Genomic DNA, 20,927 nt, shown 5'->3' with positions numbered 1-20,927 from the left:
CCCCATCACGATGTCTATGATTGCGGCGGCCGGCCTCGGAGGTCGGACACCCCGCGTCAGCCGAAGCGGACGATCGTCTCGACCGGCGCCTCCGGCTCCATCCATGCACCTCCGGGGGGCACGAACTGGTTGTCGGCGAGCAGCTCGTCACCGAGGGTCGCGGCGGTTGCCTTGATGCGCTTCATCGCGAGCCTACGACCGGTGCCGATGTTCCTTGGCTTGCCAGGGAGGCGGACGAGCGTGCCGCGGCGATCCACTGCGAACATCTCGTCGCTCCGCGTGCTGACGAACACGATGGGTGCATCGTCGTTGGCGGCGAACGGCACGACGCGATCGACGACATCGACCGTCAGCAACTCGCGGAAGACGATCGTGAAGCCGAGCGGCGTGGTTGCCTTCATGCTGTCCCAGCCGGTGTAGACGGCGTCCTTGCGCATCATCTGAGCGATGCGCGCCACCTCGGATCCGACCGCGAGGTCCATCCGGCGGCCCGAGCAGAAGGCGATGCAGTCGTTGGCCGGTTTGAAGGTCGGCCAGCCCATCTCGCGGCGAAGCGCGAGCATGAAGTTCTGGTGCCCGAGGCCGATGGTGTTCTGTTGCATGCTGTCATTTCCTCATGTGACGGCCATCCTGGCCGGAGCATTTTCCCCTCCCTTGGGGTGCTCACTTCATTTCGTTCTGGAAGGGGCGGGCACGCTGCGGCGCGCCCGCGAAGGTTCACCGGTGGCGCTGGTGCCAAGTGATCGGCGTCATCCGCGGCAGCGGTCCGTGCGGTGCGATGTCCTGGCGGAACCAGCGCTCCTCCTCGGCACAGTCCTCTCTGGCGAGCTCGATCCACCAGACGCGGTTGCGCGCGTCCCAACGATAGCCGCGGCTTTTGAGTTGGGCGCGGCGGTCGAACGGGGCGCCGACCGCCTCGAAGCGGACGGTCGGACGTTCGGCGCTGGTGAGCAGGTCGCCGATGACCGTCCCGCCGTGCGGCAGCCGGTGCGCCAACAGATGCAGGAGGGTCACGACATCTGCCATCGCCCGGTGCGCGGTGTTGAAACGGCCGATCTGGGTCAGGAGGTAGCCGAGCTTCGCACCGTCAAACCCGGCTACCGCCCAGTCGAAGTCACGCATCGAACAGGCCCATGCCTCGCCGGCCAGACCGGGCATCAGGTTCTCGATGAAGCCAATGTCGAAGGCCGCTGAATGCGCGATGCGGACCTCGACGCCGGCAAGCAGCCGTTCGAGCCGATCCAGATCGATCGTCTTGCCGCGCACGTCCGCGTCGGTGATGCCGGTCAACCGGCTGATGTGCGGCGGGATCGGCATTCCCGGATCGCGCAGCGCCTGCCCGGCGCTGGCGATGCCGACGATCTCGCCGGCTTCGTCCACCTCGATCACGACCACCGCGATGTCGATGATCTCGTCATCGATGACATCGGTGCCGGTGGTTTCAGTGTCCACGATGGCAATGCGCCGAATGGTGCCGGTAGCGCCATCGGCCAGCGGGAAATCGGTCAGCGCCGATACGCGGCGCAGGATCCGGATGTCCGGGTCCCCGGCGCAGGTCGGCAGCGACGCCCCGGCAGAGGTGGCGTCGGTGATGCGGGTCATGGTAGATGCTCCTGTCAGGATCGACCGAGCCGCAGCGGAGCTTTTCCCCTCTACTGTCTCGATCACAGGAGATGCCCGCAGGCAGCTTTTCCAAGCCGACGCCAAGCGAAGAACATCCGACGAGGATCAGCAGGCCGTCGCGTGCCAGCCCAATACCCGCCCGATCGACACCGTGTGCACAATTGTGTCTAGAATTGTGTTTTCCGGTGTGTCAGTAATGCTTCATCGCCACGGTTCGCGTGGCGAAAGGCGCGGTTTTCCGCCGTTTACGGGAGGCGGGCCGTTAATTGGTTGGGGATCCTGTCTCCCCGACCATTTTACCGCATCAGCGCCGACAGGGTCGCCCATGCCGGCAGCGCCGCGACCGCCAGGAAGGTGCCGAGTGGAACGCGGGTGGTGGCGCTTCTGGCGCGTCCCGTCAGCAGCATGACGGCCAGACCCGTCCCCGACGCGATGAGCAGGATGAAGGGCAGCGCCTGCCAGCCGAGCCAAGCCCCGAGCGCCCCCAGCAACTTCGCGTCGCCAAGGCCCAGCCCTTCCCGCCCCCGTACCATGCGGTAGGCCACGGAAATAGAGAGTAGCAGGCCATATCCTGCCGCCGCGCCGATGATCCGATCCGACAAGGCGACGCTTGTCGTCCACAGGCCAAGGGTCAGGCCCAGAAAGGCCAGCGGCAGCGTCAATGCGTCCGGCAGCCAGTAATGCCGCCAGTCCAGCAGCGCGAGCGTCAGCAATATCCAGCCCAGCAAGGTCCATCCCATGCCTGCAACACCGGGCGCAAAGCCCAGCGCCAGCCCGCCGATGATGGCGCAGCCCGCCTCAACCCGGCCGTGCAGCGGATGGATCGCCGCGCCGCAGGTGCGGCACCGCCCGCCGCTCGCCACCGCGCTCAGCATCGGGATGAGGTCGCGGGCGGCGAGCGTCCTGCCGCACTCATCGCAGCATGATCGCCCCCTGGCGACGCTGCGCCCAGCGGGCCAGCGCAGGATCAGCGTAGCGAGGAAACTGCCGGCGATCGCCCCCGCCACGACGCCGGCCGATGCCGCCAGCGGATCGATCACAGATTTCCTTCGATCTTCAACAACTGCGCATTGCCCACGCTGGCGAAACCCGCCTGCCCCAATGCCGCCGCAAGCGCCGGGTCGGCGGTTTCGATCCGCATTTCGGCAACATAGCGCCCGGTGCGCCAGATACGCAGGTTGATCTTCTCGAGGCCCGATTGGCTGACCAGCGGCAACAGCAGCGCGTCCCCGTCGCAGGCGACTATGCCCGACAATCCCTGGCTTAGGTTCAGCCCCGGAAACTGGCCAGCCATGCGAGCGCGCACCCGCCCCTCCGCATGGCCGCACCGGTCGCCGCTGAAATAGCCGCTCACATCCTCGAACATCAGGCTGGCGACAGGCAGCGGCGCGAAGGTGCGGCCGAGCGGGACGGCGCCGCTCACATCGTCAATGCCGATCCGCCCGAACCCGGCGGTCAGCGCACCGCGAATATCGTCGGGCAGCCCCTTGTTCCGGGCGATGTCAAAGCGCGCGCGGCCGACCAGTAGCGGCAAAGGCGACAAACCCGCGCGCACCGTGCCGATCGGCATCTCGCCCAGCATCAACTGGCCGATGCGCCCGCTCCACACCGTGCCCCGCACCTCCTGCGCGGAGACGCCCAGCCGCTCCAGCCCTGCCAGGCCCAGCGCCACGCGCATCGGCAGGAACAGCAGCAGGCCGACCAGCAGCGTCGCGATCAGCACGGCCCGCATCCGCCGCGACAGGCGAAGCCCCATCATCGCCCCTCTCCCCGCACCAGCACCGCCTGCACCGACAGGCTGCCGGCAGTGGGCGACGGCCTGACGCTCAGCGTCTCCACGCGCACGCCCTGCGCCTCAAGCCGCGCGACCCAGCCGAACAGAGCGGATGGCCGGACGGTGGCGATGGCGATCTCCATCCTGTCCTGCCCCTGCGCCTGGGCGCGTTCCAGCGTCAGCCCTGCCTCGCCCGCGCTTTGCCCCACAAACTGGTCGATGGCCGTCGCGGGTCCGCTGACGACGGGCGTGCGCGGCAGCGCCTTCAACTGTTTGACCGCGGCGCGAATGGCAGCGTTCCGGTCCGTCGCCGCCAACAGCGCGTCACGCGCGCCGCGCTGCCCCCGGTCGAGCGGCATGGCGACGCCAAACCACAGCAGCACCACCGCCAGCAAGGCGAACATGACGCCCAGCATCCATTGCTCCCGCCGCGATCGTTCCGCCCACAGGCTTGCCAATTTTTCCATCATGACCGCACCGTAATGTCAGCCAGCGTGCGCCCGCCCGGATCCTGCGACGGCGTCGCCGTCACGGTGAAGCCGGCCGCCTGAAGGGCGAGCAGCACACTGTTGATATCGTCCGCCTTCGCCGCCGCCAGCGTCGCGCGGATCATGCCGTCGGGGTCGCGCGACAGGGCGGTCAGCGCCACGCCCGGCGCATCCTGCATCGCCGCGAACAGCCCGGCCACCGGCGCGGTGAAGGCGCGCGCGCCAGTACCCTGGGCGGCGAGCCGAGCGTCCAGCTCGCCCTGCGCCTGCACGGTGTCGCTCGCCTCCGGCAGGATCTGCCGCGCCAGCGTCAGGCTCTCATCGTCCAGCCGGCTCGCCTCCCAATGGTTCTTGGCGATGCCAACGAGAGCCGTCGCGAACGCCAGCGCCAGAATGATCCCGCTCCAAAGGGCGATCCGCCGCAGCAGCGCCACATCGGGCGCGCGTCGCACCCGCTTTGCAAAATCGCCTTGCCGCATGTCCAGCGGCGGCAGGTCCAGCGCGGCAATCGCGCGCTTCTCTATGCTTTCGGGCGCGATGTCCGTGATCGCCGCTTCGCCGACCAAAGCCGGGATCGCCAGATCCTGCGTCAACGCGAGATCGGTGCCCCGCAAAATCGTCTCGTCGCCCACGATCCCGCGAACGAACCCGCCGTCCGGCTCCGGCAGCAGCAGCGGCGTGGGCACGATGATGTCGGGGTCCAGCCCATGATGCTGCGCCCGCAGCAGCCAATGCTGCATGTCGGCCCGACCCGCCACCGCAACAATGTGCGGCCGCGCCGGATCATCGTTGGTATCGACGGCGGCGAAGATATGATCGGCCGGCAGGATGGATTGCGCGATCGCCGCCAGCCGCGCCGCTGCGCGCCCCTGCCGCGCCGGCAGATCGGGGTGAGATACCCAGTGCAGCGTCACGAGCGCGGCAGGCGGCACCAGCATGACGCGCGCCTGTTCGGGCAGGGCGGGAAGTCCGCAGGCCGCCAGCCAGTCCGTGCCCTGACCTGCCTTCACCGCCACGCCGTCCACCACGCGCATCCAGCGCGGCGCATCCTCGTCCCGCTCGGGCAGGAAGAGGATCAGGGCATCCTTGCTGCTCATGCGCCCGCGCCCCAGCTTCGCCGCACGATCCTGGCGGGGCTTTCGCGCGCGTCGATCGTCGCGCGTTCCACCGCCTGCGTCCCCCCGACATCCACCGACACAGTCACTCCAAAAAATCCGGTCGTCAATTTGACCTGCTGGTCCACCCCGGCCTCGGGCACGATGCCCCCACGCGCCGTCATCGCCCAGAATTGCGGCACGCTGCCGTAGCCTTCCGCGGGCCGTTGCGCCAGATATTGCCGCGCCTGCCCGACGCTCAATTTGCCCGGCAGCAGCATCGCGAACAGCGGTGCCTGGTCCGGCAGCAGCGTATTGATGTTGATCGGTGACAGGTCCGCGACCGGCAGCGCGCATACCCACGGCCGCGCGAGATCGTAGATGGCGGGCGTGATCCCTGCCACCGCGCGCAACTCGCTGGCGTCGGCCATCAGGCGATTGGCCGCGCGATAGGGTCGCTCCGCCTGCGCATAGGTCTCGTCCTCCGCGCCGCCGGGCTGCGGCACGCTGTCGCTGTCGATCCAATCCGCGAGGCCGCTCGCAGCCCGCTGCGCCTGCCGCGCATCCACCCCCAGCGCCTCCAGCAGCGCCTGGAACTGCGCGACCCCCACCGGCCGCACTTTCAGCGCCGCCTCGCTCTCGCCCGTCACCACGCTGTTGAGGTTGAAGCAGTTCCCGCCGTCCGTCACCTGCACGCTCGCCAAGCCACCGGGCACCGGCACCGTCTGCGGCGTGCCCATCCATCCGCCCTGCAGCGTCATCTTGGTCGGATTGGACGCCACCAGATCGCCGATGCGCAGCCGCGCCACCTCCGCGCCGGCATCGGCAAAGGCGCGCGCCTGATCGACCGCGCCGCCATTGCCGGTCATGCGCGTCGCCAGCGCCACCCGCTCCAGCGCGGTCGAGGCGACGACCGCCATCACCGCCACCAGCAGCAGCACGGTCAGCAGGGCGGCACCCTCTTCATGGCGGCGACGGGGATCAGGCACCGGCCGGCCCTTCCGCTATGACCGGTTTTTCCGCCGGACCGGGGGCGACAAGGAACCGGAGCATGACCGGCGGCTCGCCCGTACGGGTCACGCGTATTTCCACGGCGCGGGGCATCAGGTCGGGCTGGCTCGGCGTCCAGTCGTCGCGCCACTTGCCCTGCGCATCCCTGAACCGCAGCACCACCGCCTCGACATTCTCCAGCAAGGTCGCCGGATCGTCTCCGGCCGCACCGTCGAGCTGCGCATAGCCGCGCCGTTCCAGCCGCCCCTGCCGCACCCAATATTCGACCTTTTGCAACGACGGACGCGGCAGGTTGCCCAGATTGTCCCACCCCCCGCGCACGAACTGCATCACCGGCTGCCCCTCGCCCTCGACATGCGCCCAGAAGGCCGGCGCGAGCGTCCCCGCTTCCGTGCGGGTGATGCGCGGCACGGCCTGCCCCAGATCGGCGGCCAGCGCGCCGCTCGCCCGCTGCACCGCCGCCATGTCGTCCAGCCGCGCCTTCACCTGCGCCTGTGCAGACACGCTGTTGCCCAGCAACAGCACGCCCGCGCTGGCGAGCAGCGCGAAGATCATCAACGCAACCAGCAGCTCGATCAACGTGAAGCCCTGTTGGGCGGAACGCGTCAAAGGCGTGAAGCCCTGTTGGGCGGAACGCGTCAAAGGCGTGAAGCCCTGTTGGGCGGAACGCGTCGAACGCGTGAAGCCAGCTTCGCCACCCTGCGCTGCCCGGTTCCGCCTCATTCGACCACCCGCACAAAGCTCAGCACGGCGGGCGAAGCGCCGGGCTGCCCATCGACGGTCAAGTCGACCTGCAACAGCCGCTTGTCGTCCATCGCCTTGACCAGCCTGCGCCAGTGCCAGCGCCTGCCGCCATTATCGACATCGCCCTCTTCCTCGCCGATCGCCGGCGGGACGGGATCGGTCTGCACCTCGACCATCAGGTTGCGCGCGACGATCTGCCTCAGCGCCTTGCTGTCGAGGTCAGCGGCGGTGTGCAGCGTCACGCCCTGCAACCGCACCAGCGCCAGCGCGGCCAGGCTGAACACCGCCAGCGCCACTAGCATCTCCAGCAGGGTAAAGCCGCGCTCTGCGGGACGGACCACCCTAGCCACCGACCATGACCTTCCCCGCCATGTCGACGGTCACGGCCACCCGCTCGCCCTCGCGCGCCAGTGTCACGGTCAATGGATCGGTCGGCAGGCCGGTGCCGTCGAAGGCGATCTGCTGCCCGCCATCCTTGCCCACCAGCGCGCGGGTGCCGGCTTTCCAGTTGGCGTTAAGGAACGGCTTCTGGTCGATGGATGTCCAGCCCGTGCCATCCCGGCGCTGGAAGCCATAGCCGGATGCGGACACCCACACGCCCATGGGCCGCGCCGTGACGACCGCTTCGTCGCGCGCGGCGGCAACGCGCGCGGCAAAGCGGTCGGCGTCCTCCACCACCCGGCCACGCGGGTCAGGGATGGCGAGGACGACGGCAGCCGAAATGAAACCGATGATCGTCAGCACGACCATGAGTTCGAGCAGCGTGAAGCCACGCTCGCACATACGCGAGCGCGCCCCTGCGTCAAAGCTCGCTGGAGACGATGTCCGCATTCTCATTCTCCCCGCCCGGCTGCCCGTCCGCGCCCAGCGAACTGATGTCGAACGCGCCCTTCCGTCCCGGTGCGGTATAGAGATAGGCGCGCCCCCAGGGGTCTTGCGGCAGCTTCTTGATGTAGCCGCCCCGGCGATAGCGCTGCGGCTGCGCCAGTGAAGGCGGCGGGCTGATCAGCGCCTGCAACCCGTCCGACGCGGCGGGATAGGCCAGGTTGTCGAGCCGATATTGCTCCAGCGCCTGCTCGATGGTCGAAATATCCGCCTTCGCCTTCTCTACGCGCGCGGTGTCCGTCGCCGGGATGACGTTGATCGCCACGATCGTCGCCAGCAGTCCGATGATGACGATCACGACCATCAGTTCGACCAGCGTAAACCCCTCTTCACCCTCGACGGCGACGGCTCGAATGATCTTCCAATTCGACATATTCACTCCTTCAAGCCCCGGTGAGGCTTTGCAGCTGCAGGATCGGCAGCAGGATGGACAGGATGATGACGGCGACGATGCCGCCCATCAGGATGATGATGACCGGCTCCAGCATGGCGAGCGCGGCGGAGGTGAAGCTGTCGAACTCGCGCTCCAGATAGTCGGCCGCGCGCTCCAGCATCGTATCGAGCCGTCCCGCGCTCTCCCCGCTCGCCGCCAGATAGACGAGCAGCGGCGGGAATACGCCCGCGCGCCGCAGCGCCGCCGACAGGCTGCCGCCGCCCCGGATCGCTTCCACGATATCGTCCGACGCCTTGCGCAGCACCCGGTTGTGGACCGTGTTGGCGGTGAGCGACAGTCCCTCCATCAACGGCAGCCGGCTCGCCACCATGGTCGAAAGCGTCCGCGCCATCTGCGCCGCGTGGAGGTCGCGGATCAACCGGCCCAGCAACGGCAGCGCCAGCAGCGTCGCGTCGAACCGGTAGCGGAATCCGTCATTCTTCAGCGCGCGCCAGAACAGCAGTCCCGACAGCGCGATCAGGATCAGCAGCATCCACCAATAGCCGGCGAGGAAGGCGGACAGGCCCATCACCAGACGCGTCAGCAGCGGCAGTTGCTGTCCCACCGTGTCGAACTGCTCCACCACTTTGGGCACCACGAAGATCATGAGTGCGGCGACGACGCAGACGGCAAAGGCGGCGAGCACGCTGGGATAGGCGATGGCGGTCAACACCTTGGACCGGATCACCGCCTGCCGTTCCATCAGGTCGGACAGCCGCTCCATGATCGTGGGCAGGCTGCCGGAGCTTTCGCCGGCGGAAATCATCGCGCGATAGAGCGGCGGGAAGCTCTTCGGCTCTGCACCCAGCGCATCCGCCAGCCGCCGGCCTTCCAGCACCCCACCATGCACCTTTCCCACGATGGCGCGCACATGATCCTTCTCGCTCTGCCGGCCGATCGTGCGCAGCGATTCCTCCAGCGGGCTCACCTGGATCAGCGTGGACAGCTGCCGGGTGAAGAGCGTCAGTTCCTTTGGGCTGAGGCGCGGCGCGCGCAGTGACAGGCCGGCCCGCCTGCGCGCGCTCTCGTTCGCCCCCTGCTCCAGCCGCACGATGAATAGCTTGCGCGCGTCCAGCTTGGCGCGCGCATCCTCGATCGTGCCGGCCTTGACCGATCCGCCCCGCTCCCGACCCGCCGGATCGATCGCCACATAATCATACTCAGCCATCGCCGATGGTTTCCACCTCTGTCGCGTCGCGGCGCGACACGCGGATGGCTTCCTCCGCCGTGGTCTGCCCGTCGCGCACCAGCGCGCGAGCGGCCGACCCCAGATTGGGCGCGTTGAGGAAGGCGTGGCGCGCGATCAGCGATTCGTCCCCGCCGTCGTTGATCAGGCGACGGATCGTGTCGTCCACCCGGATCGCCTCGAACACGCCAATCCGGCCCTTATAGCCGGTGCCGTTGCACTGGTCGCAGCCATGAGCGCGATAGATGATCGTGCCGGGATCGAAGCCCAGCAGCGCGCTCGCCGACTTGTCCGCCTGCACCGGCTCGCGGCAATGCTGGCACAGCCGCCTCACCAGCCGCTGCGCGATCACGGCGCGGAGCGTTGAGGCGAGGAGGAAGGGCTCCACCCGCATGTCCCGCATCCGCGTGATCGCACCCACGGCGTCATTGGTATGGACCGTCGAAAGCACCAGATGGCCGGTCAGCGACGCCTGCACCGCAATCTCCGCCGTCTCGCGATCGCGGATCTCGCCGACCATCACCACATCGGGATCCTGTCGCAGGATCGCGCGCAGCCCAGCCGCGAAGGTCAGGCCCACCTTGGCATTGACCTGCGTCTGGCCGACACCCTCGATCGCATATTCTACCGGGTCTTCGACTGTCAGGATATTCCGGCTGCCATCGTTGAGCTGGCGCAGCCCGGCATAAAGCGTCGTCGTCTTGCCCGAGCCCGTAGGACCGGTGACGAGGATGATGCCATTGGGTTCGCTCAACCCCTCGCGGAAGATGCGGTCGGGCGCGCCGGTCATGCCCAGCAGGTCCAGGTTCATGCCCGCATTCTCCTTGTCGAGAATGCGCAGCACCACGCGCTCGCCCGCCCGGCTGGGCAGCGTGGAAACGCGCACGTCCAGCAGCTTTCCGCCCAGCGTCAGGCCGATGCGCCCGTCCTGCGGCACGCGCCGTTCGGCGATGTCGAGCCGCGCCATCACCTTGATGCGGCTGACCACGACCGGCGCGACATGCGGCGGCATCCGCAGCGTTTCGCGCAGCACGCCATCCACGCGCATCCTGACGATCAGGCCGGTTTCATAAGGCTCGATGTGAATGTCGGACACGCCCTGCCGCGCCGCCTCCGCGATGATGCCGTTGATCAGGCGGATGGCCGGCGCGTCGTCTGCGCTGTCGAGCAGGTCGTCGGCGGTCGGAATGTCGGCGGCCAATATGTCCAGCTCGTCCGCGCCGACCTCCAGCGACCCCGCCATGGCCGCCGCGCTGCCTTCCATCGCATAATGGTCGGACAGGTGCCGGTCGAACTGCGCGGGATCCACGAAGCGCACGTCGAAGCTGCGCGCCAGATGCCGCCGCACCTCCAGAAGCACGCGGGGATCGCTCCCCTCGCGCACCGCGATCGTCAGCCGCTCGCCCTCAAGCGGCAACATCACCACCCCATGCTTGCGCGCAAAGACATAGGGGATGTCGACGGGGCGCGGCAGAACTGGGTGCGGTTCGTCGCTCACCGCTTCACCTCGCTCGCCGGAATTTCGACCGGACGGACGACCCCGCTCGACTGCCGCACCGCGGGTTCGATCACCTGCGCCGGAGCGGCGGCTCCCGCCGGAGGCTGCACCGTCACATCGCCTGGCTGCGGCGCGATCGGCGGGGCCGCGCCCATATAATCGCGCACCAACTCGTCGATGGTCGGCTCGGCATCAGGATTGCGCTGCAATTGCATGCCGCGCACATAGCCGTAGCGCTGCTGCGTCAGTTTCTGCGCATCCTCCTTCGACCGCAGGATCGTGGGCCGGATGAAGACCATCAGGTTGGTCTTGCTCCGGCTCTTCGACCGCGACTTGAACAGCTCGCCAATGCCGGGAATGTCGGACAGCAACGGAATGCGCTCGATCGTGCGCCGCTCATTATCGTCCAGCAGCCCGCCCAGCGCCAATATCTCGCCGTCATCGACCGTCACCGTCGTCTCGATCTCGCGCTTGTTGATGATGAGGTCGCTGTTGCTGTTGCTCACCGGCCCTGCGACGCTCGACACTTCCTGCTTCAGGAACAGCTTGATCGCGCCGCCGGTGTTGATCTGCGGCTTCACCTCTAGCTTGATGCCGACATCCTGTCGCTGGACGGTGCGGAACTGGTTGTCGAAATTCTGGCTCAGCGCTTCGCCCGTCGTGATCGGCACCTGCTGGCCCACCAGGATCGACGCCTTCTGATTATCCATCGTCATGACCGATGGGGTGGAGAGCAGGTTGCTTTCCGTGTCGGACTTCACCGCATTGATGATCGCGCCGAAAATGCCGTTCTTGCCGATCTGCGTGCCCAGGCCCCCGATGATGCCGGTCGCGCTTTGCAGGCTGTTCACCGCCGCCTGCTGCAGGGTGTTGGCAAGGTCGCCATTCTCGCGCACCTCGGTCGTCGTGCGCGTGCCATCCGGCGCGACCACGGTGGTCGTCGTCGTGCCGAGCTGATTGGCGGCATAGGCACCCGCGATCGTCAGCAGGTTGGGCTGTGCATTGGAATAGTTGGTTGCGGCAAAGCCGGTCGAAGTGCTGCCGATCAGGAACTGCACGCCCAGCTTCTTGGCGGCGGCGTCGCTGATCTCGACGATGATGGCTTCGACCAGCACCTGCTCGCGCCGCGTGTCGATCTGACGGATGGTCTCGCCCAGCATCCGCTGCACGTCGCTGTTTGCCGCGACGATGATCGCATTCGCGCCCTCGTAGCGGGTGACGATGGCGGGACCGCGCGTCGATATGCCGCTGCCGCCCGAACTCGGTGCCGAAGCGGCGACCGGCACGGCGACTTGCGCGGCCGGCGCGGCGCCGCCCTTTGCGGGCGCTGGCGCTTCGGACGTCACAGGTTGCGCCGCCGATTGCCCCACCAGTTGCTGCAACACCGGCAACAGCTTCTCGGCGTCGGCATGTTCGAGCCAGTAGACGCGGATTTCCGTGCCGCTCGCAGCCTGCTGATCCAGCTGCCGCGCCATCGCCGCCAGCCGCGCGACGGTGCCCGCGTCGCCCCGGATCGCAACCGAATTGCTACTGTCGATCGGCACGACCGTCGCCGAAGCCGGCGCGGCATTCTCGCCCGTCCCGCCGCTCGCCACCAGCGCCTGGAGCGACGTCGCGATCTCCCGCGCGCCGGCATTCTTCAGCGCCACCATCTGCGTGGCCGCATTGTCGCGGTCGATGCGCGCGATCACCTGGCGGATGCGCGCGACGTTGTCGGCATAGTCGGCCACGACGACGCTATTCCCCGCCCGATTGGCAGTGACGGAGCCTTCCCGGCTCACCAGCGGCCGCAGCGTCTCCAATGCGCTAGCCGCGTCGATGGCGCGAAGGCGGAAGACTTCGGTAACGAAGCTGTTGCGGTTGGACGCCTGCCCGACGCCGCTCGGTTGCCCAGCCGCGCCGTCCACCGGCTGGATGCGATAGGCCCCGCCCGGCGCAGGCACGGCGACCAGCCCGTTGGCGCGCAGCGTCGACAGGAAAATCTCGAAATATTCGGATCGCGACAGCGGCCGGTCGGTCACGACCGACACCTTCCCCTGCACCTTGTTGTCGATGATGAAGGTGCGCCCGGTGACACGCGCCGCATCCTGAATGAAGGCGCGGATGTCGGCGTCGCGGACGTTGAGCGTCTGCTGCGCGAAAGCAGGCAGCGGCGCCGCGATCGCGAGAGCCATGGCGGCGGTCAGGAGCAATTTGCGGGTCATTGGCCTTGCACTATGAGGTTGACCGAGGCGGTGGTCGCGCCACGCTCCACGGTCAGGGACAGGCGCGCGCCGGGCGCGATCTGGTTCTGGAAGGATTGCAGGTCGCCGACCGGCCGGCCGTTGACCTCAGCGATGATGTCGCCGGGCTTGAAGCCGACGCCGGCAAAGGCAGGGCCGCGCGACTGGACGACCAGGCCGGTCAGGCGGCCATTCTCGATCCGCGGCGCAAAGCCGACGTCGCGCTTAAGGCTCTCGGCAGTCGGCCCCGCGCCGACTGCTGCTGGAGGCGGCGGCGCGGCGCTTTGCCATCCGCTGGCGGCAGGCGCGGCGGGCGTCGCCTCAGGCGCAGGCGTGGACTGATCCAGGAAGACCTGCTCCTCCGCCCCGCCCCTGTCGATCGTCACATGGTCGAAGGCCACCGCCTTCAGCACGACGCCCGGCAATATCTCGTCGCCCACGGCAAAGCTGTTCTGCACGCCATCCGGCCCGGCGATGATCGCCGACCCAAGTCCCGACCCTTCATTGAGGCGGATGCCATAAACGGTCAGCGCCAGCGATGTGACGACACCGCCCGAAGGCTGCTGCGCCCCGTCGCGGAAGAAGGGATCGAAGCTGGCGAAGAGCGCCTGCCGGGCCGAAGCCGACATCAGTTGCGCGCGCCGCCCTTCCCAGGGGCCGAAGCTGCCGACCGGCGTGACGATCGCCCAGGCCAGCCGCACGATCATCAGCGCCAGCAGGATAAGCAGCGCCCGCTCCAGCAGCGCGAGCCAGTCGAACGCGGGCGACGCAGTGCCGCGCCTGCCACGCAATCCGCGCACTCGGTCGCCGAACGACACCCGCATGATCCTGCCATACCCCGTTAGGAACTGGTCAGCCTGCTAGGCACCTCGTCTTACCGGCCGATGACAGTCGCATGACGGATTTGTGACGGTTATCCTGACCCTTGCTTTTCGCGCCACCCGGGATAGCAAATGCGCCTTCCACTCATGGAACAAACATGATCGAACAGCAGACCGCGCCCGCCGCTGCCGATGGCGACCCCGCCTGGATCGGCGCGCATCCTCGCGTGCAGCGCGTGCCGAGCCGCGACATCACCCTGTTCATCCGCCGGGCCTTCCTGAGCCGGGAGGAATGCGCGGAACTGGTCCGCCGCATCGACGCGCAACGGCGGCCCTCGACCATTGCCGACGCCAACGGGGACCATTATTTCCGGACGAGCGAAACCTGCGACCTCGATCCCGCCGACCCGTTCGTCGCCGCCATCGACGCGCGGCTCGATGCTTTTGCGGGCATCGCGAGCCATCATGGCGAGCCGATACAGGGCCAGCGCTATGACGTGGGTCAGGAATTCAAGGCGCATACCGACTATTTCGACCCGAGGGGCGCCGACTTCGCGCAATTCTGCTCGGTCGCGGGCAACCGCACCTGGACGCTGATGGTCTATCTCAATGAACCCCCCGCCGGCGGAGCCACCCGCTTCACCAAGATCGGCAAGACGGTGCAGCCGGAAACCGGGAAGCTGCTCGCCTGGAACAACCGGCTTCCATCCGGCCTGCCCAATCCCGCCAGCATCCACCACGGCATGAAGGTGCGCAGCGGCGTGAAACATGTCATCACCAAATGGTATCGGGAACGCCCCTGGGGCTGATCCACCAGATGCCACGCCGCGCCTGAAACGACTGTCACGATACTGTCATTTCAAAGACGCCGAACCGTCACGCAATCAAAATGTTGCTGTCATGTGCCGGGCCTAGTTGCCGCTCCCGAGGGCGACAGGGGGCGTTGTCCGAATCATTTCCCCTGCGCTCCGCGGTTCAACAATCCCGGCCATGGGCCGGAGCGGAGACGACATGGCCAAGATTAACCCTATTCGCACGATCCTGATGGCGAGCTGCGCCTGCGCGGGCCTCAGCGCCTGCGGCGCGGACGACATCGCCTCGCCCGGTGAAGGCACGATCGTCATCCCCGCACCGACCCCGACACCCACGCCCACTCCGACGCCCACCCCCACGCCAACCGCTGTGACCCCGGCCGCAAGCTGCCCCAGCATCGCCGGATCGGCCCAGTTGTCCGACGCAGGCACCATCACCGACGGCACCAACACCTGGCGCAACTGCGCCTTCCCGGCGCGCTTCACCAGCTCGACCGTCATCGCCAAGCAGGCCGGCGTCATCTACTCGATGCCGGGCCGCGTCGATGTCGGCACCGATCAGGGCCCCGGCAGCACCGGCAACAATGTCACGCTGACGATCGATCCGGGCGTGGTGATCTTCGCCGGCACCGGCAACAGCTTCCTGGCCGTCAACCGCGGCAACCGCATCAACGCCGTGGGCACCGCCACGCAGCCGATCATCTTCACCAGCCGTGAAAATGTGCTCGGCACCAACACCGACCAGTCGTCGGGCCAGTGGGGCGGCGTCGTTCTGCTCGGCCGCGCGCGCATCACCGACTGCGCCGCTCCGGCGGCCGCGCCCGGCACCACCGCGTGCGAACGCGACACCGAAGGCGCGAGCGGCGCGCTCTATGGCGGCGCGGACGATGCCGACAATTCGGGCCGCATGTCCTATGTCCAGATCCGCTATTCCGGCTTCGTCCTGTCGGGTTCCAGCGAGCTTCAGGGCCTGACCCCCTCGGGCGTCGGCAGCGGCACGCAGCTCGACCATATCCAGGTCCATAACAGCTCCGACGACGGCATCGAAATCTTCGGCGGTTCGCTCAACCCGCGCTATCTGGTCCTGACCGGCAATGAAGACGACAATCTCGACACCGACGTCGGCTATCGCGGCACGGTCCAGTATCTGATCTCGGTCCAGCGCGCCAACAACGACATCGGCGACAGCTTCCTCGAAACCGACTCGAATGCCGGCACCAACGCCAACAACGGCGTCGACGCCCTGCCGCGCCAGTTCATCAAGGTTGCGAACTTCACCTATATCGGCCGGTCGACCACCGGCGCCAATGGTGCGGCGATGCTCCTGCGCGGCGGCGCTGACCTCAACCTCATCAACGGCCTGATCGTCAGCCCCAACCAGAGCTGCCTGCGCATCGACGCCGCCGCCACGGTGCGCGATGCCGACACCGCCCTGCAGGATGCGGGCAAGCCGCGCTACATCTCGGTGGCGATGCAGTGCAACGGCACCCCCTATAAGGGCAATAACGGCGTGACCGCCGATGTTGTGAAGACGATCTTCGAAGCCGGCCCGAACAGCACGATCACCTACACGCCGTCGCTGAGCAACCTGTTCGTCAACGGCGCGACCGAAACCGCGCTGGTGGCGACCGATCCCAAGACGATCGACAGCAACTTCACCTCGACCAACTATGTCGGCGCGGTGAAGGACAGCAGCGACACCTGGTATGCCGGCTGGACCTGCAACTCGGCGACCGCAAGCTTCGGCGCCACCAGCAAGAACTGCACGGCCATTCCGACGACCTGATCGGACCCACGACCTCAACAGGGGCGGGGGAGCGTGCGAGCCGCTTCCCCGCCTTCTTTGCACTGATTTTCCCAAGGGGGATATTTCGCATGTCGAAGCCGCTGAGCCTGGCGCGCCTGCTCCTGATTTCCACCGCCCTTTCGGCCCCGGCCGTGATGGCGCAGACCGACTCCGCCGCCGGCGTGGGTGGCGGATCCACCACCAGCACGGGCACTGCGGGCAGCGCGGGCGATGCCGGCATGTCGACGACGCCCAGCGCCGCTGACGAAGCCGCCGCGCAGACCGGCAATGTCGATGTGTCCATTCCCGGCGCCGACATCGTCGTCACCGGCCGCCGCACCACCAACGTGTCGCAGGCCGCACCGCAGGTCGTCAACGTCCTCTCCGCCGCCGACATCAAGCGGACGGGCGAAGGCGACATCGCCGGATCGCTCCAGCGCGTCACCGGCCTGTCGGTCGCCTCGGGCGGCTATGTCTATGTCCGTGGCCTTGGCGACCGCTATTCGCTCGCGCTGCTGAACGGCTCGCCTCTCCCCAGCCCCGAACCGTTGAAGCGCGTCGTCCCGCTCGACATCTTCCCCACCAGCGTCATCGCCTCGACCTTGGTGCAGAAAAGCTATTCGGCCAACTTTCCTGGCGAATTCGGCGGCGGCGTCATCAACCTGACGACCAAGGCCATTCCGACCGAATCCTATCTCGAAATCGGCGTCGGCAGCTCGGCCAACACCGAAACATCGGGCCAGATGGGCTATACCTATTATGGAGCGAAGTCCGACTGGACAGGCTTCGACGATGGCACGCGTGACCTGCCCTCGGGGCTCAAGAACCTCATCAACAGCGGCACGCCCTTCTCCAACATTCCCCGCGCCGACCTCAAGGCCGCGGCGATGCAGCTCCAGAACAGCAACACCTCCGTCCTCCAGCGCACCAACAGCCTGCCCTTCAACTTCTCCGGCTCGGTCAACGCGGGCACGGCGATGGACATCGGCAGCGACGGGCGTCTGGGCGTGATCGCAACGGCCTCCTACAGCAACAAGTGGCGCACCCGCTCGACGCTCCAGCAAGCATCGCTCGACGTCGCGGCCGGCGCGGGCAAGAACTACACGCAGGTCAGCACCGACAATCAGGTGACGGTGAACGGCCTGCTCGGCCTGGGCCTTGAACTGGGCGACCAGAAGATCCGTTGGACCAACCTCTACATCCGCGACACGCTGAAGCGCGGCGCGCTCGCGGTCGGCCAGAATGACGGCCAGATCCAGGGCGCGGACTATATGACGCAGAGCACCGCCTGGTATGAGCGCCAGCTGATCGACACGCAGCTGGTCGGCGAATTCAAGCTGGGCGACCTCAGCCTCGACCTGCGCGGCGGCTATGCAAATTCGCAACGCGAGGCTCCCTATGAGCGCGACTTCGAATATGTCCGCACCAATCGGCCGCTGGATACCGATCCGGTGGGCGACCGCTTCGTCAATGCGCTGAACCGCCAGCGCGGCGACGCGTCCGTTACCTTCAGCGACCTCAATGAAGACCTGTGGTCGGCGGGCGCGGACCTCAGCTACAAATTCTCGCCGGACGTCACGCTGACGGCGGGCTACGCCTTCACCGATACGAAGCGCACCTCGTCGCGCTATGAATTCCACTATGATGCGGTCAACCTGCCGATCCCCGTGCAGCAGCTGCGCCCCGACTATCTGATCTCCGACTCGACCATCCAATATTTCGACCTGACGCTTCTGGAATTTTCGGGCAATTATCCCGCTTATGACGCAGCGCTGCGCGTCCATGCCGGCTATGCGCAGTTCCAGGCGGAATTCATCGAGGGCGTTACGCTGAACGCGGGCGTCCGCTATGAAAAGGGCCGCCAGTCCGTCACCGGCGTCGATGTCTATAACACCGGCGTCACGCCGACCAACCGCATCAACAAGGAATATTGGCTGCCTGCCGTCACGCTGACGGTCGAAGCCGCCAAGGGCCTTCAATTCCGCGCCAGCGGGTCGAAGACAATCGCCCGGCCGCAGTTCCGCGAGCTGATCGCCCAGCCCTTCCTCGACACCGAATCCAACCGCTTCTATCGCGGCAACCCCTTCCTGCAGGACAGCGAGCTGTGGAACGCCGACATCCGCGCGGAATGGTATATGGGCCGCGAGGAACGGATCACGGCGGCGGCCTTCTACAAGAAGATCGACAATCCGATCGAAACCTACACCACCATCACCGACACCTACAATGTCACCACCAGCTTTGCGAACGCGCCCGAAGCGACGCTGTACGGCGCGGAGTTCGAGCTGCAGAAATATGTGCCGCTCGATGGCTGGAACTCGACCTTCTTCCAGAGCCGCCGCATCGCGCTGATCGGCAACTATACCTACACCCAGTCGAAGCTGAAGGTGAAGGATGGCGACACGACGACGCCCTATAGCTACACGACCGGCCCGCTGCCGGCCGCGTCGGACTATTTCCTGAACGGCGTGCCCCTGACCGGCCAGTCGGACCATCTGGTCAATCTCCAGCTTGGCCTGGAGGACACCGACCGGCTGTCGCAGCAGACGCTTCTGCTGACCTACGCCAGCCCTCGCGTCACCAGTCGTGGCCCCAACCTGCAACCGGACATCAAGGAAAAGCCGGGCTTCACGCTCGATTTCGTGGCGCGTCAGGCGGTCAAGCTGCCAGGCGGCGTGAACAGCGAGTTCAAGCTGGAAGCGCGCAACATCACCGGGCGCAAGTTCCAGGAATATCAGCAGGCGGGCGACAGCAAGGTCTTCTACAACCGCTACAAGATCGGCACGACCATCGCCGCATCGATGACCGTCGCCTTCTGATCCTCCATCGCCCGGCAAGGGGCTTCCGGGGCACCCGCCCCTCCCCAGCCTGGCACCGGACAAGGAAAAGGGCGCCGTCCGACCCGGACGGCGCCCTCCTCCCTTCCCCTCAGGGCAAGCCATTTACCGCATGGCATAGGCCGGGTTCAGCCGGCCGAGCGCGCGCTTGGCGACATCGCGCGACGATTCCTCGGTCCCGTCGGCCAGCACCAGCGTCAGTTCCGGGGCGGACCGAGCCGCGCGATAGGCTTCGCGCGCCTGCGCCATGCGGCCAAGTCCGGCATAGGCATTGCCGAGGTTGATGAGACGCGCAGGATCATTTTCGCCGAAGACGCGCATAGGCTCCAGCTTCCGACGGGCAGTCTCGAAATTGCCGGCGGTGATGGCCTTGGCCGCGAGCCGGCCGTCGGGCACACCCACAACCACCAGATCCTGCCCGTCGGACGCCATCGCGATGCCCGGCGCGGTCGCGGCCAGCATCAGTCCGATCATTGCAGCGGCCTTGATCATCTCCTCGTTCCTCCCGAAAAAAACTCTCCAATATAGCGAGGATTATTTCATTCCGATGACATTGGAGCAAGAGGCGCAAAGCGGATGAAAAAGGATTTAGTTTATATCTTTTTCAATGGCTTATAATTTTTACGCGAGACTGTCACAAAAGCGTAATCGAAAAGACAGGTGCGCAGCGAGCCGATTCGAATCGGCAAAAGGCGTACCGCCCCGCCGGACGGCAACGACATGGAGGGAGCATGGGAGGAAAGGTCCGGAGGCTTCTGTTGCCCGGCGCCTCCGGGGGCCGCTGAATTCCCTTCTGTTGCCCGGTGGGTTCAACCGCGCTATTTTAGAGTAATATCAGGCCGTGAGGCCCTCAATTACGCTGCAATGGCGAGTGCTTCGTTATCGTTGGCACTTGTGAGTTTTGCACAGTTTAACGGCTTACACGGGCCGGGTGAAAGCATCGTCTTTCAACACACGTCGATCCTAGTTCGGCCCCGTCAGAAAGCCCCGAAAAAGGGCCTTTGTGGTGGAGCCGCCGGGTACTGCCCCCGGGTCCGCTGCGCCTATTATACGACACGATTTATCACCATAGCCGGGCGAACCCGGCAACACCCATATGGCGGTGCGCGGCCGCTTTTTCAAGCCGCCGCGTGCGCGCCTTCCGTCAGGCCGGGATCAACCGGACGGCGGCGGGCTTGGCGGCCGGCAGCCCGCCGGCCTTCGCCTGCGCCATCAACTCCTGCTTGCGCGCCAGCATCTGGTCCCGCAACGCCACCAGATCGACGTCCGTCTTGCGGCACTGCGCAAACATGCCCTCCTTCTGCGCTTCTTCCTCATGGACGTGATGCTTGATCTCTTCGGACAGCACCTTGACCTTGGCGTCGTAGAAATCCTCGTCCGCCGACCCGGCCTCGATGTCGTTCACCAGCACCTTCGCGCCGTCATGCTCGACATAGGCTTCGTCCAGCGTGTCGTCCTCGATTCTGCCGCGAAAGGCGGGGTAGAAGATTTCCTCCTCGATCATCGTGTGGATCTTGAGTTCCAGGCAGATCTTGCGCGCGATATCCTCCTTGCGCTTGCCGCCCTTTGCGCTCTCGAACTGCTCGAACAGCGCTTCCACCTCGCGGTGGTCCGCCTTCAGCAGGGCGATCGCGTCGGTATAATCCTTGTCGGCCATCTCATCCTCCTCAACTACAAAGCGCATGGGCAAGCGCTGGAAAGGGACAGCGGTTC

General features: G+C 66.6%; 20 protein-coding genes and 1 other RNA gene. 3 read left to right on the top strand and 18 right to left on the bottom strand.

All coding sequences use genetic code 11. From position 1 onward, the window contains the following. Nucleotides 1–56 precede the first annotated feature (56 nt). The 15 genes from ACFQ24_RS12330 to ACFQ24_RS12260 all read right to left on the bottom strand — a co-directional run bounded on the left by ACFQ24_RS12330 (nucleotide 57) and on the right by ACFQ24_RS12260 (nucleotide 13,782). Entirely contained in the window at nucleotides 57–602 is a 546-nt protein-coding gene (locus ACFQ24_RS12330) for a hypothetical protein (protein WP_380911598.1), read from the bottom strand. 115 nt (nucleotides 603–717) lie between these two features. Beyond that, the gene (locus ACFQ24_RS12325; protein ID WP_380911596.1) at nucleotides 718–1,602 is read right to left on the bottom strand and encodes a 3'-5' exonuclease; all 885 of its coding nucleotides are present in this window, start codon (nucleotides 1,600–1,602) and stop codon (nucleotides 718–720) included. A 317-nt stretch (nucleotides 1,603–1,919) separates the two neighbouring features. After that, nucleotides 1,920–2,663 (bottom strand): prepilin peptidase, encoded by a 744-nt coding sequence (locus tag ACFQ24_RS12320; protein ID WP_380911594.1) that lies wholly within the window; start codon nucleotides 2,661–2,663, stop codon nucleotides 1,920–1,922. Then, nucleotides 2,660–3,382 carry a type II secretion system protein N gene (gspN, locus tag ACFQ24_RS12315; protein WP_380911592.1) on the bottom strand — a complete coding sequence of 241 codons (723 nt, stop codon included), beginning with the start codon at nucleotides 3,380–3,382 and terminating at the stop codon, nucleotides 2,660–2,662. Before gspN ends, ACFQ24_RS12320 begins: the two co-directional genes overlap by 4 nt. After that, nucleotides 3,379–3,867 carry a type II secretion system protein GspM gene (gspM, locus tag ACFQ24_RS12310; RefSeq protein ID WP_380911590.1) on the bottom strand — a complete coding sequence of 163 codons (489 nt, stop codon included), beginning with the start codon at nucleotides 3,865–3,867 and terminating at the stop codon, nucleotides 3,379–3,381. The genes gspN and gspM overlap by 4 nt, the downstream gene beginning before the upstream one ends. Continuing rightward, on the bottom strand, nucleotides 3,864–4,982 hold the full coding sequence (gene gspL / locus ACFQ24_RS12305; protein ID WP_380911588.1) for a type II secretion system protein GspL: 1,119 nt from the start codon (nucleotides 4,980–4,982) through the stop codon (nucleotides 3,864–3,866). Before gspL ends, gspM begins: the two co-directional genes overlap by 4 nt. Then, nucleotides 4,979–5,968: a type II secretion system minor pseudopilin GspK gene (gene gspK / locus ACFQ24_RS12300; protein ID WP_380911586.1), complete on the bottom strand. Its 990-nt coding sequence runs from the start codon at nucleotides 5,966–5,968 to the stop codon at nucleotides 4,979–4,981. Before gspK ends, gspL begins: the two co-directional genes overlap by 4 nt. After that, entirely contained in the window at nucleotides 5,961–6,599 is a 639-nt protein-coding gene (gene gspJ, locus ACFQ24_RS12295; RefSeq protein WP_380911585.1) for a type II secretion system minor pseudopilin GspJ, read from the bottom strand. Before gspJ ends, gspK begins: the two co-directional genes overlap by 8 nt. Before the next feature lie 110 nt (nucleotides 6,600–6,709). Next, nucleotides 6,710–7,084, bottom strand: coding sequence for a type II secretion system minor pseudopilin GspI (gene gspI / locus ACFQ24_RS12290; RefSeq protein ID WP_380911583.1), 375 nt, complete (start codon nucleotides 7,082–7,084; stop codon nucleotides 6,710–6,712). Then, nucleotides 7,077–7,517, bottom strand: coding sequence for a GspH/FimT family pseudopilin (locus tag ACFQ24_RS12285; RefSeq protein WP_380911581.1), 441 nt, complete (start codon nucleotides 7,515–7,517; stop codon nucleotides 7,077–7,079). The genes gspI and ACFQ24_RS12285 overlap by 8 nt, the downstream gene beginning before the upstream one ends. 19 nt (nucleotides 7,518–7,536) lie before the next feature. Further along, a complete protein-coding gene (gene gspG, locus ACFQ24_RS12280) occupies nucleotides 7,537–7,992 on the bottom strand; it encodes a type II secretion system major pseudopilin GspG (RefSeq protein ID WP_380911579.1) in 456 nt (151 codons plus the stop codon). Between the two features lie 10 nt (nucleotides 7,993–8,002). Beyond that, nucleotides 8,003–9,220 carry a type II secretion system inner membrane protein GspF gene (gene gspF, locus ACFQ24_RS12275; protein WP_380911577.1) on the bottom strand — a complete coding sequence of 406 codons (1,218 nt, stop codon included), beginning with the start codon at nucleotides 9,218–9,220 and terminating at the stop codon, nucleotides 8,003–8,005. After that, nucleotides 9,213–10,736, bottom strand: a complete 1,524-nt coding sequence (gene gspE / locus ACFQ24_RS12270) for a type II secretion system ATPase GspE (protein WP_380911575.1) — start codon at nucleotides 10,734–10,736, stop codon at nucleotides 9,213–9,215. The genes gspF and gspE overlap by 8 nt, the downstream gene beginning before the upstream one ends. Next, nucleotides 10,733–12,940 (bottom strand): type II secretion system secretin GspD, encoded by a 2,208-nt coding sequence (gene gspD / locus ACFQ24_RS12265; RefSeq protein ID WP_380911573.1) that lies wholly within the window; start codon nucleotides 12,938–12,940, stop codon nucleotides 10,733–10,735. The genes gspE and gspD overlap by 4 nt, the downstream gene beginning before the upstream one ends. Further along, the gene (locus tag ACFQ24_RS12260) at nucleotides 12,937–13,782 is read right to left on the bottom strand and encodes a type II secretion system protein N (protein WP_380911571.1); all 846 of its coding nucleotides are present in this window, start codon (nucleotides 13,780–13,782) and stop codon (nucleotides 12,937–12,939) included. Before ACFQ24_RS12260 ends, gspD begins: the two co-directional genes overlap by 4 nt. 155 nt (nucleotides 13,783–13,937) lie before the next feature. On the opposite strand from ACFQ24_RS12260, the gene ACFQ24_RS12255 reads away from it, so the two are divergent. From ACFQ24_RS12255 to ACFQ24_RS12245, 3 genes are all read left to right on the top strand, one after another. Continuing rightward, the gene (locus ACFQ24_RS12255) at nucleotides 13,938–14,588 is read left to right on the top strand and encodes a prolyl hydroxylase family protein (protein WP_380911569.1); all 651 of its coding nucleotides are present in this window, start codon (nucleotides 13,938–13,940) and stop codon (nucleotides 14,586–14,588) included. A gap of 202 nt (nucleotides 14,589–14,790) precedes the next feature. Next, nucleotides 14,791–16,377 carry a hypothetical protein gene (locus tag ACFQ24_RS12250; protein ID WP_380911567.1) on the top strand — a complete coding sequence of 529 codons (1,587 nt, stop codon included), beginning with the start codon at nucleotides 14,791–14,793 and terminating at the stop codon, nucleotides 16,375–16,377. Nucleotides 16,378–16,466: 89 nt separating this feature from the next. Then, entirely contained in the window at nucleotides 16,467–19,196 is a 2,730-nt protein-coding gene (locus ACFQ24_RS12245; protein WP_380911565.1) for a TonB-dependent receptor domain-containing protein, read from the top strand. Between the two features lie 123 nt (nucleotides 19,197–19,319). On the opposite strand, the gene ACFQ24_RS12240 is transcribed toward ACFQ24_RS12245, so the two are convergent. From ACFQ24_RS12240 to ACFQ24_RS12230, 3 genes are all read right to left on the bottom strand, one after another. Further along, nucleotides 19,320–19,706 (bottom strand): tetratricopeptide repeat protein, encoded by a 387-nt coding sequence (locus ACFQ24_RS12240; protein WP_380911563.1) that lies wholly within the window; start codon nucleotides 19,704–19,706, stop codon nucleotides 19,320–19,322. A gap of 290 nt (nucleotides 19,707–19,996) precedes the next feature. Continuing rightward, nucleotides 19,997–20,340, bottom strand: a transfer-messenger RNA (tmRNA) gene (ssrA, locus tag ACFQ24_RS12235). A gap of 18 nt (nucleotides 20,341–20,358) precedes the next feature. Then, nucleotides 20,359–20,871: a hemerythrin domain-containing protein gene (locus ACFQ24_RS12230; RefSeq protein WP_380911561.1), complete on the bottom strand. Its 513-nt coding sequence runs from the start codon at nucleotides 20,869–20,871 to the stop codon at nucleotides 20,359–20,361. Nucleotides 20,872–20,927 lie beyond the last annotated feature (56 nt).

Origin of the sequence: Sphingobium olei (assembly GCF_042678845.1) — a bacterium.
GTDB lineage: Bacteria > Pseudomonadota > Alphaproteobacteria > Sphingomonadales > Sphingomonadaceae > Sphingobium > Sphingobium olei.
Note: the sequence above shows the minus strand (reverse complement) of the source record. Positions and strands in the feature narration are given on the sequence as shown.

What these genes read in the sequence shown, in the direction of transcription:
- ACFQ24_RS12240 (WP_380911563.1), bottom strand. Translation starts at nt 19,706, where the DNA reads ATGATCAAGGCCGCTGCAATGATCGGACTGATGCTGGCCGCGACCGCG.
- gspM (WP_380911590.1), bottom strand. Translation starts at nt 3,867, where the DNA reads ATGATGGAAAAATTGGCAAGCCTGTGGGCGGAACGATCGCGGCGGGAG.
- gspF (WP_380911577.1), bottom strand. Translation starts at nt 9,220, where the DNA reads ATGGCTGAGTATGATTATGTGGCGATCGATCCGGCGGGTCGGGAGCGG.
- ACFQ24_RS12245 (WP_380911565.1), top strand. Translation starts at nt 16,467, where the DNA reads ATGTCGAAGCCGCTGAGCCTGGCGCGCCTGCTCCTGATTTCCACCGCC.
- gspN (WP_380911592.1), bottom strand. Translation starts at nt 3,382, where the DNA reads ATGATGGGGCTTCGCCTGTCGCGGCGGATGCGGGCCGTGCTGATCGCG.
- ACFQ24_RS12260 (WP_380911571.1), bottom strand. Translation starts at nt 13,782, where the DNA reads ATGCGGGTGTCGTTCGGCGACCGAGTGCGCGGATTGCGTGGCAGGCGC.
- gspL (WP_380911588.1), bottom strand. Translation starts at nt 4,982, where the DNA reads ATGAGCAGCAAGGATGCCCTGATCCTCTTCCTGCCCGAGCGGGACGAG.
- gspD (WP_380911573.1), bottom strand. Translation starts at nt 12,940, where the DNA reads ATGACCCGCAAATTGCTCCTGACCGCCGCCATGGCTCTCGCGATCGCG.
- ACFQ24_RS12285 (WP_380911581.1), bottom strand. Translation starts at nt 7,517, where the DNA reads ATGTGCGAGCGTGGCTTCACGCTGCTCGAACTCATGGTCGTGCTGACG.
- ACFQ24_RS12250 (WP_380911567.1), top strand. Translation starts at nt 14,791, where the DNA reads ATGGCCAAGATTAACCCTATTCGCACGATCCTGATGGCGAGCTGCGCC.
- ACFQ24_RS12230 (WP_380911561.1), bottom strand. Translation starts at nt 20,871, where the DNA reads ATGGCCGACAAGGATTATACCGACGCGATCGCCCTGCTGAAGGCGGAC.
- ACFQ24_RS12330 (WP_380911598.1), bottom strand. Translation starts at nt 602, where the DNA reads ATGCAACAGAACACCATCGGCCTCGGGCACCAGAACTTCATGCTCGCG.
- gspG (WP_380911579.1), bottom strand. Translation starts at nt 7,992, where the DNA reads ATGTCGAATTGGAAGATCATTCGAGCCGTCGCCGTCGAGGGTGAAGAG.
- ACFQ24_RS12325 (WP_380911596.1), bottom strand. Translation starts at nt 1,602, where the DNA reads ATGACCCGCATCACCGACGCCACCTCTGCCGGGGCGTCGCTGCCGACC.
- ACFQ24_RS12255 (WP_380911569.1), top strand. Translation starts at nt 13,938, where the DNA reads ATGATCGAACAGCAGACCGCGCCCGCCGCTGCCGATGGCGACCCCGCC.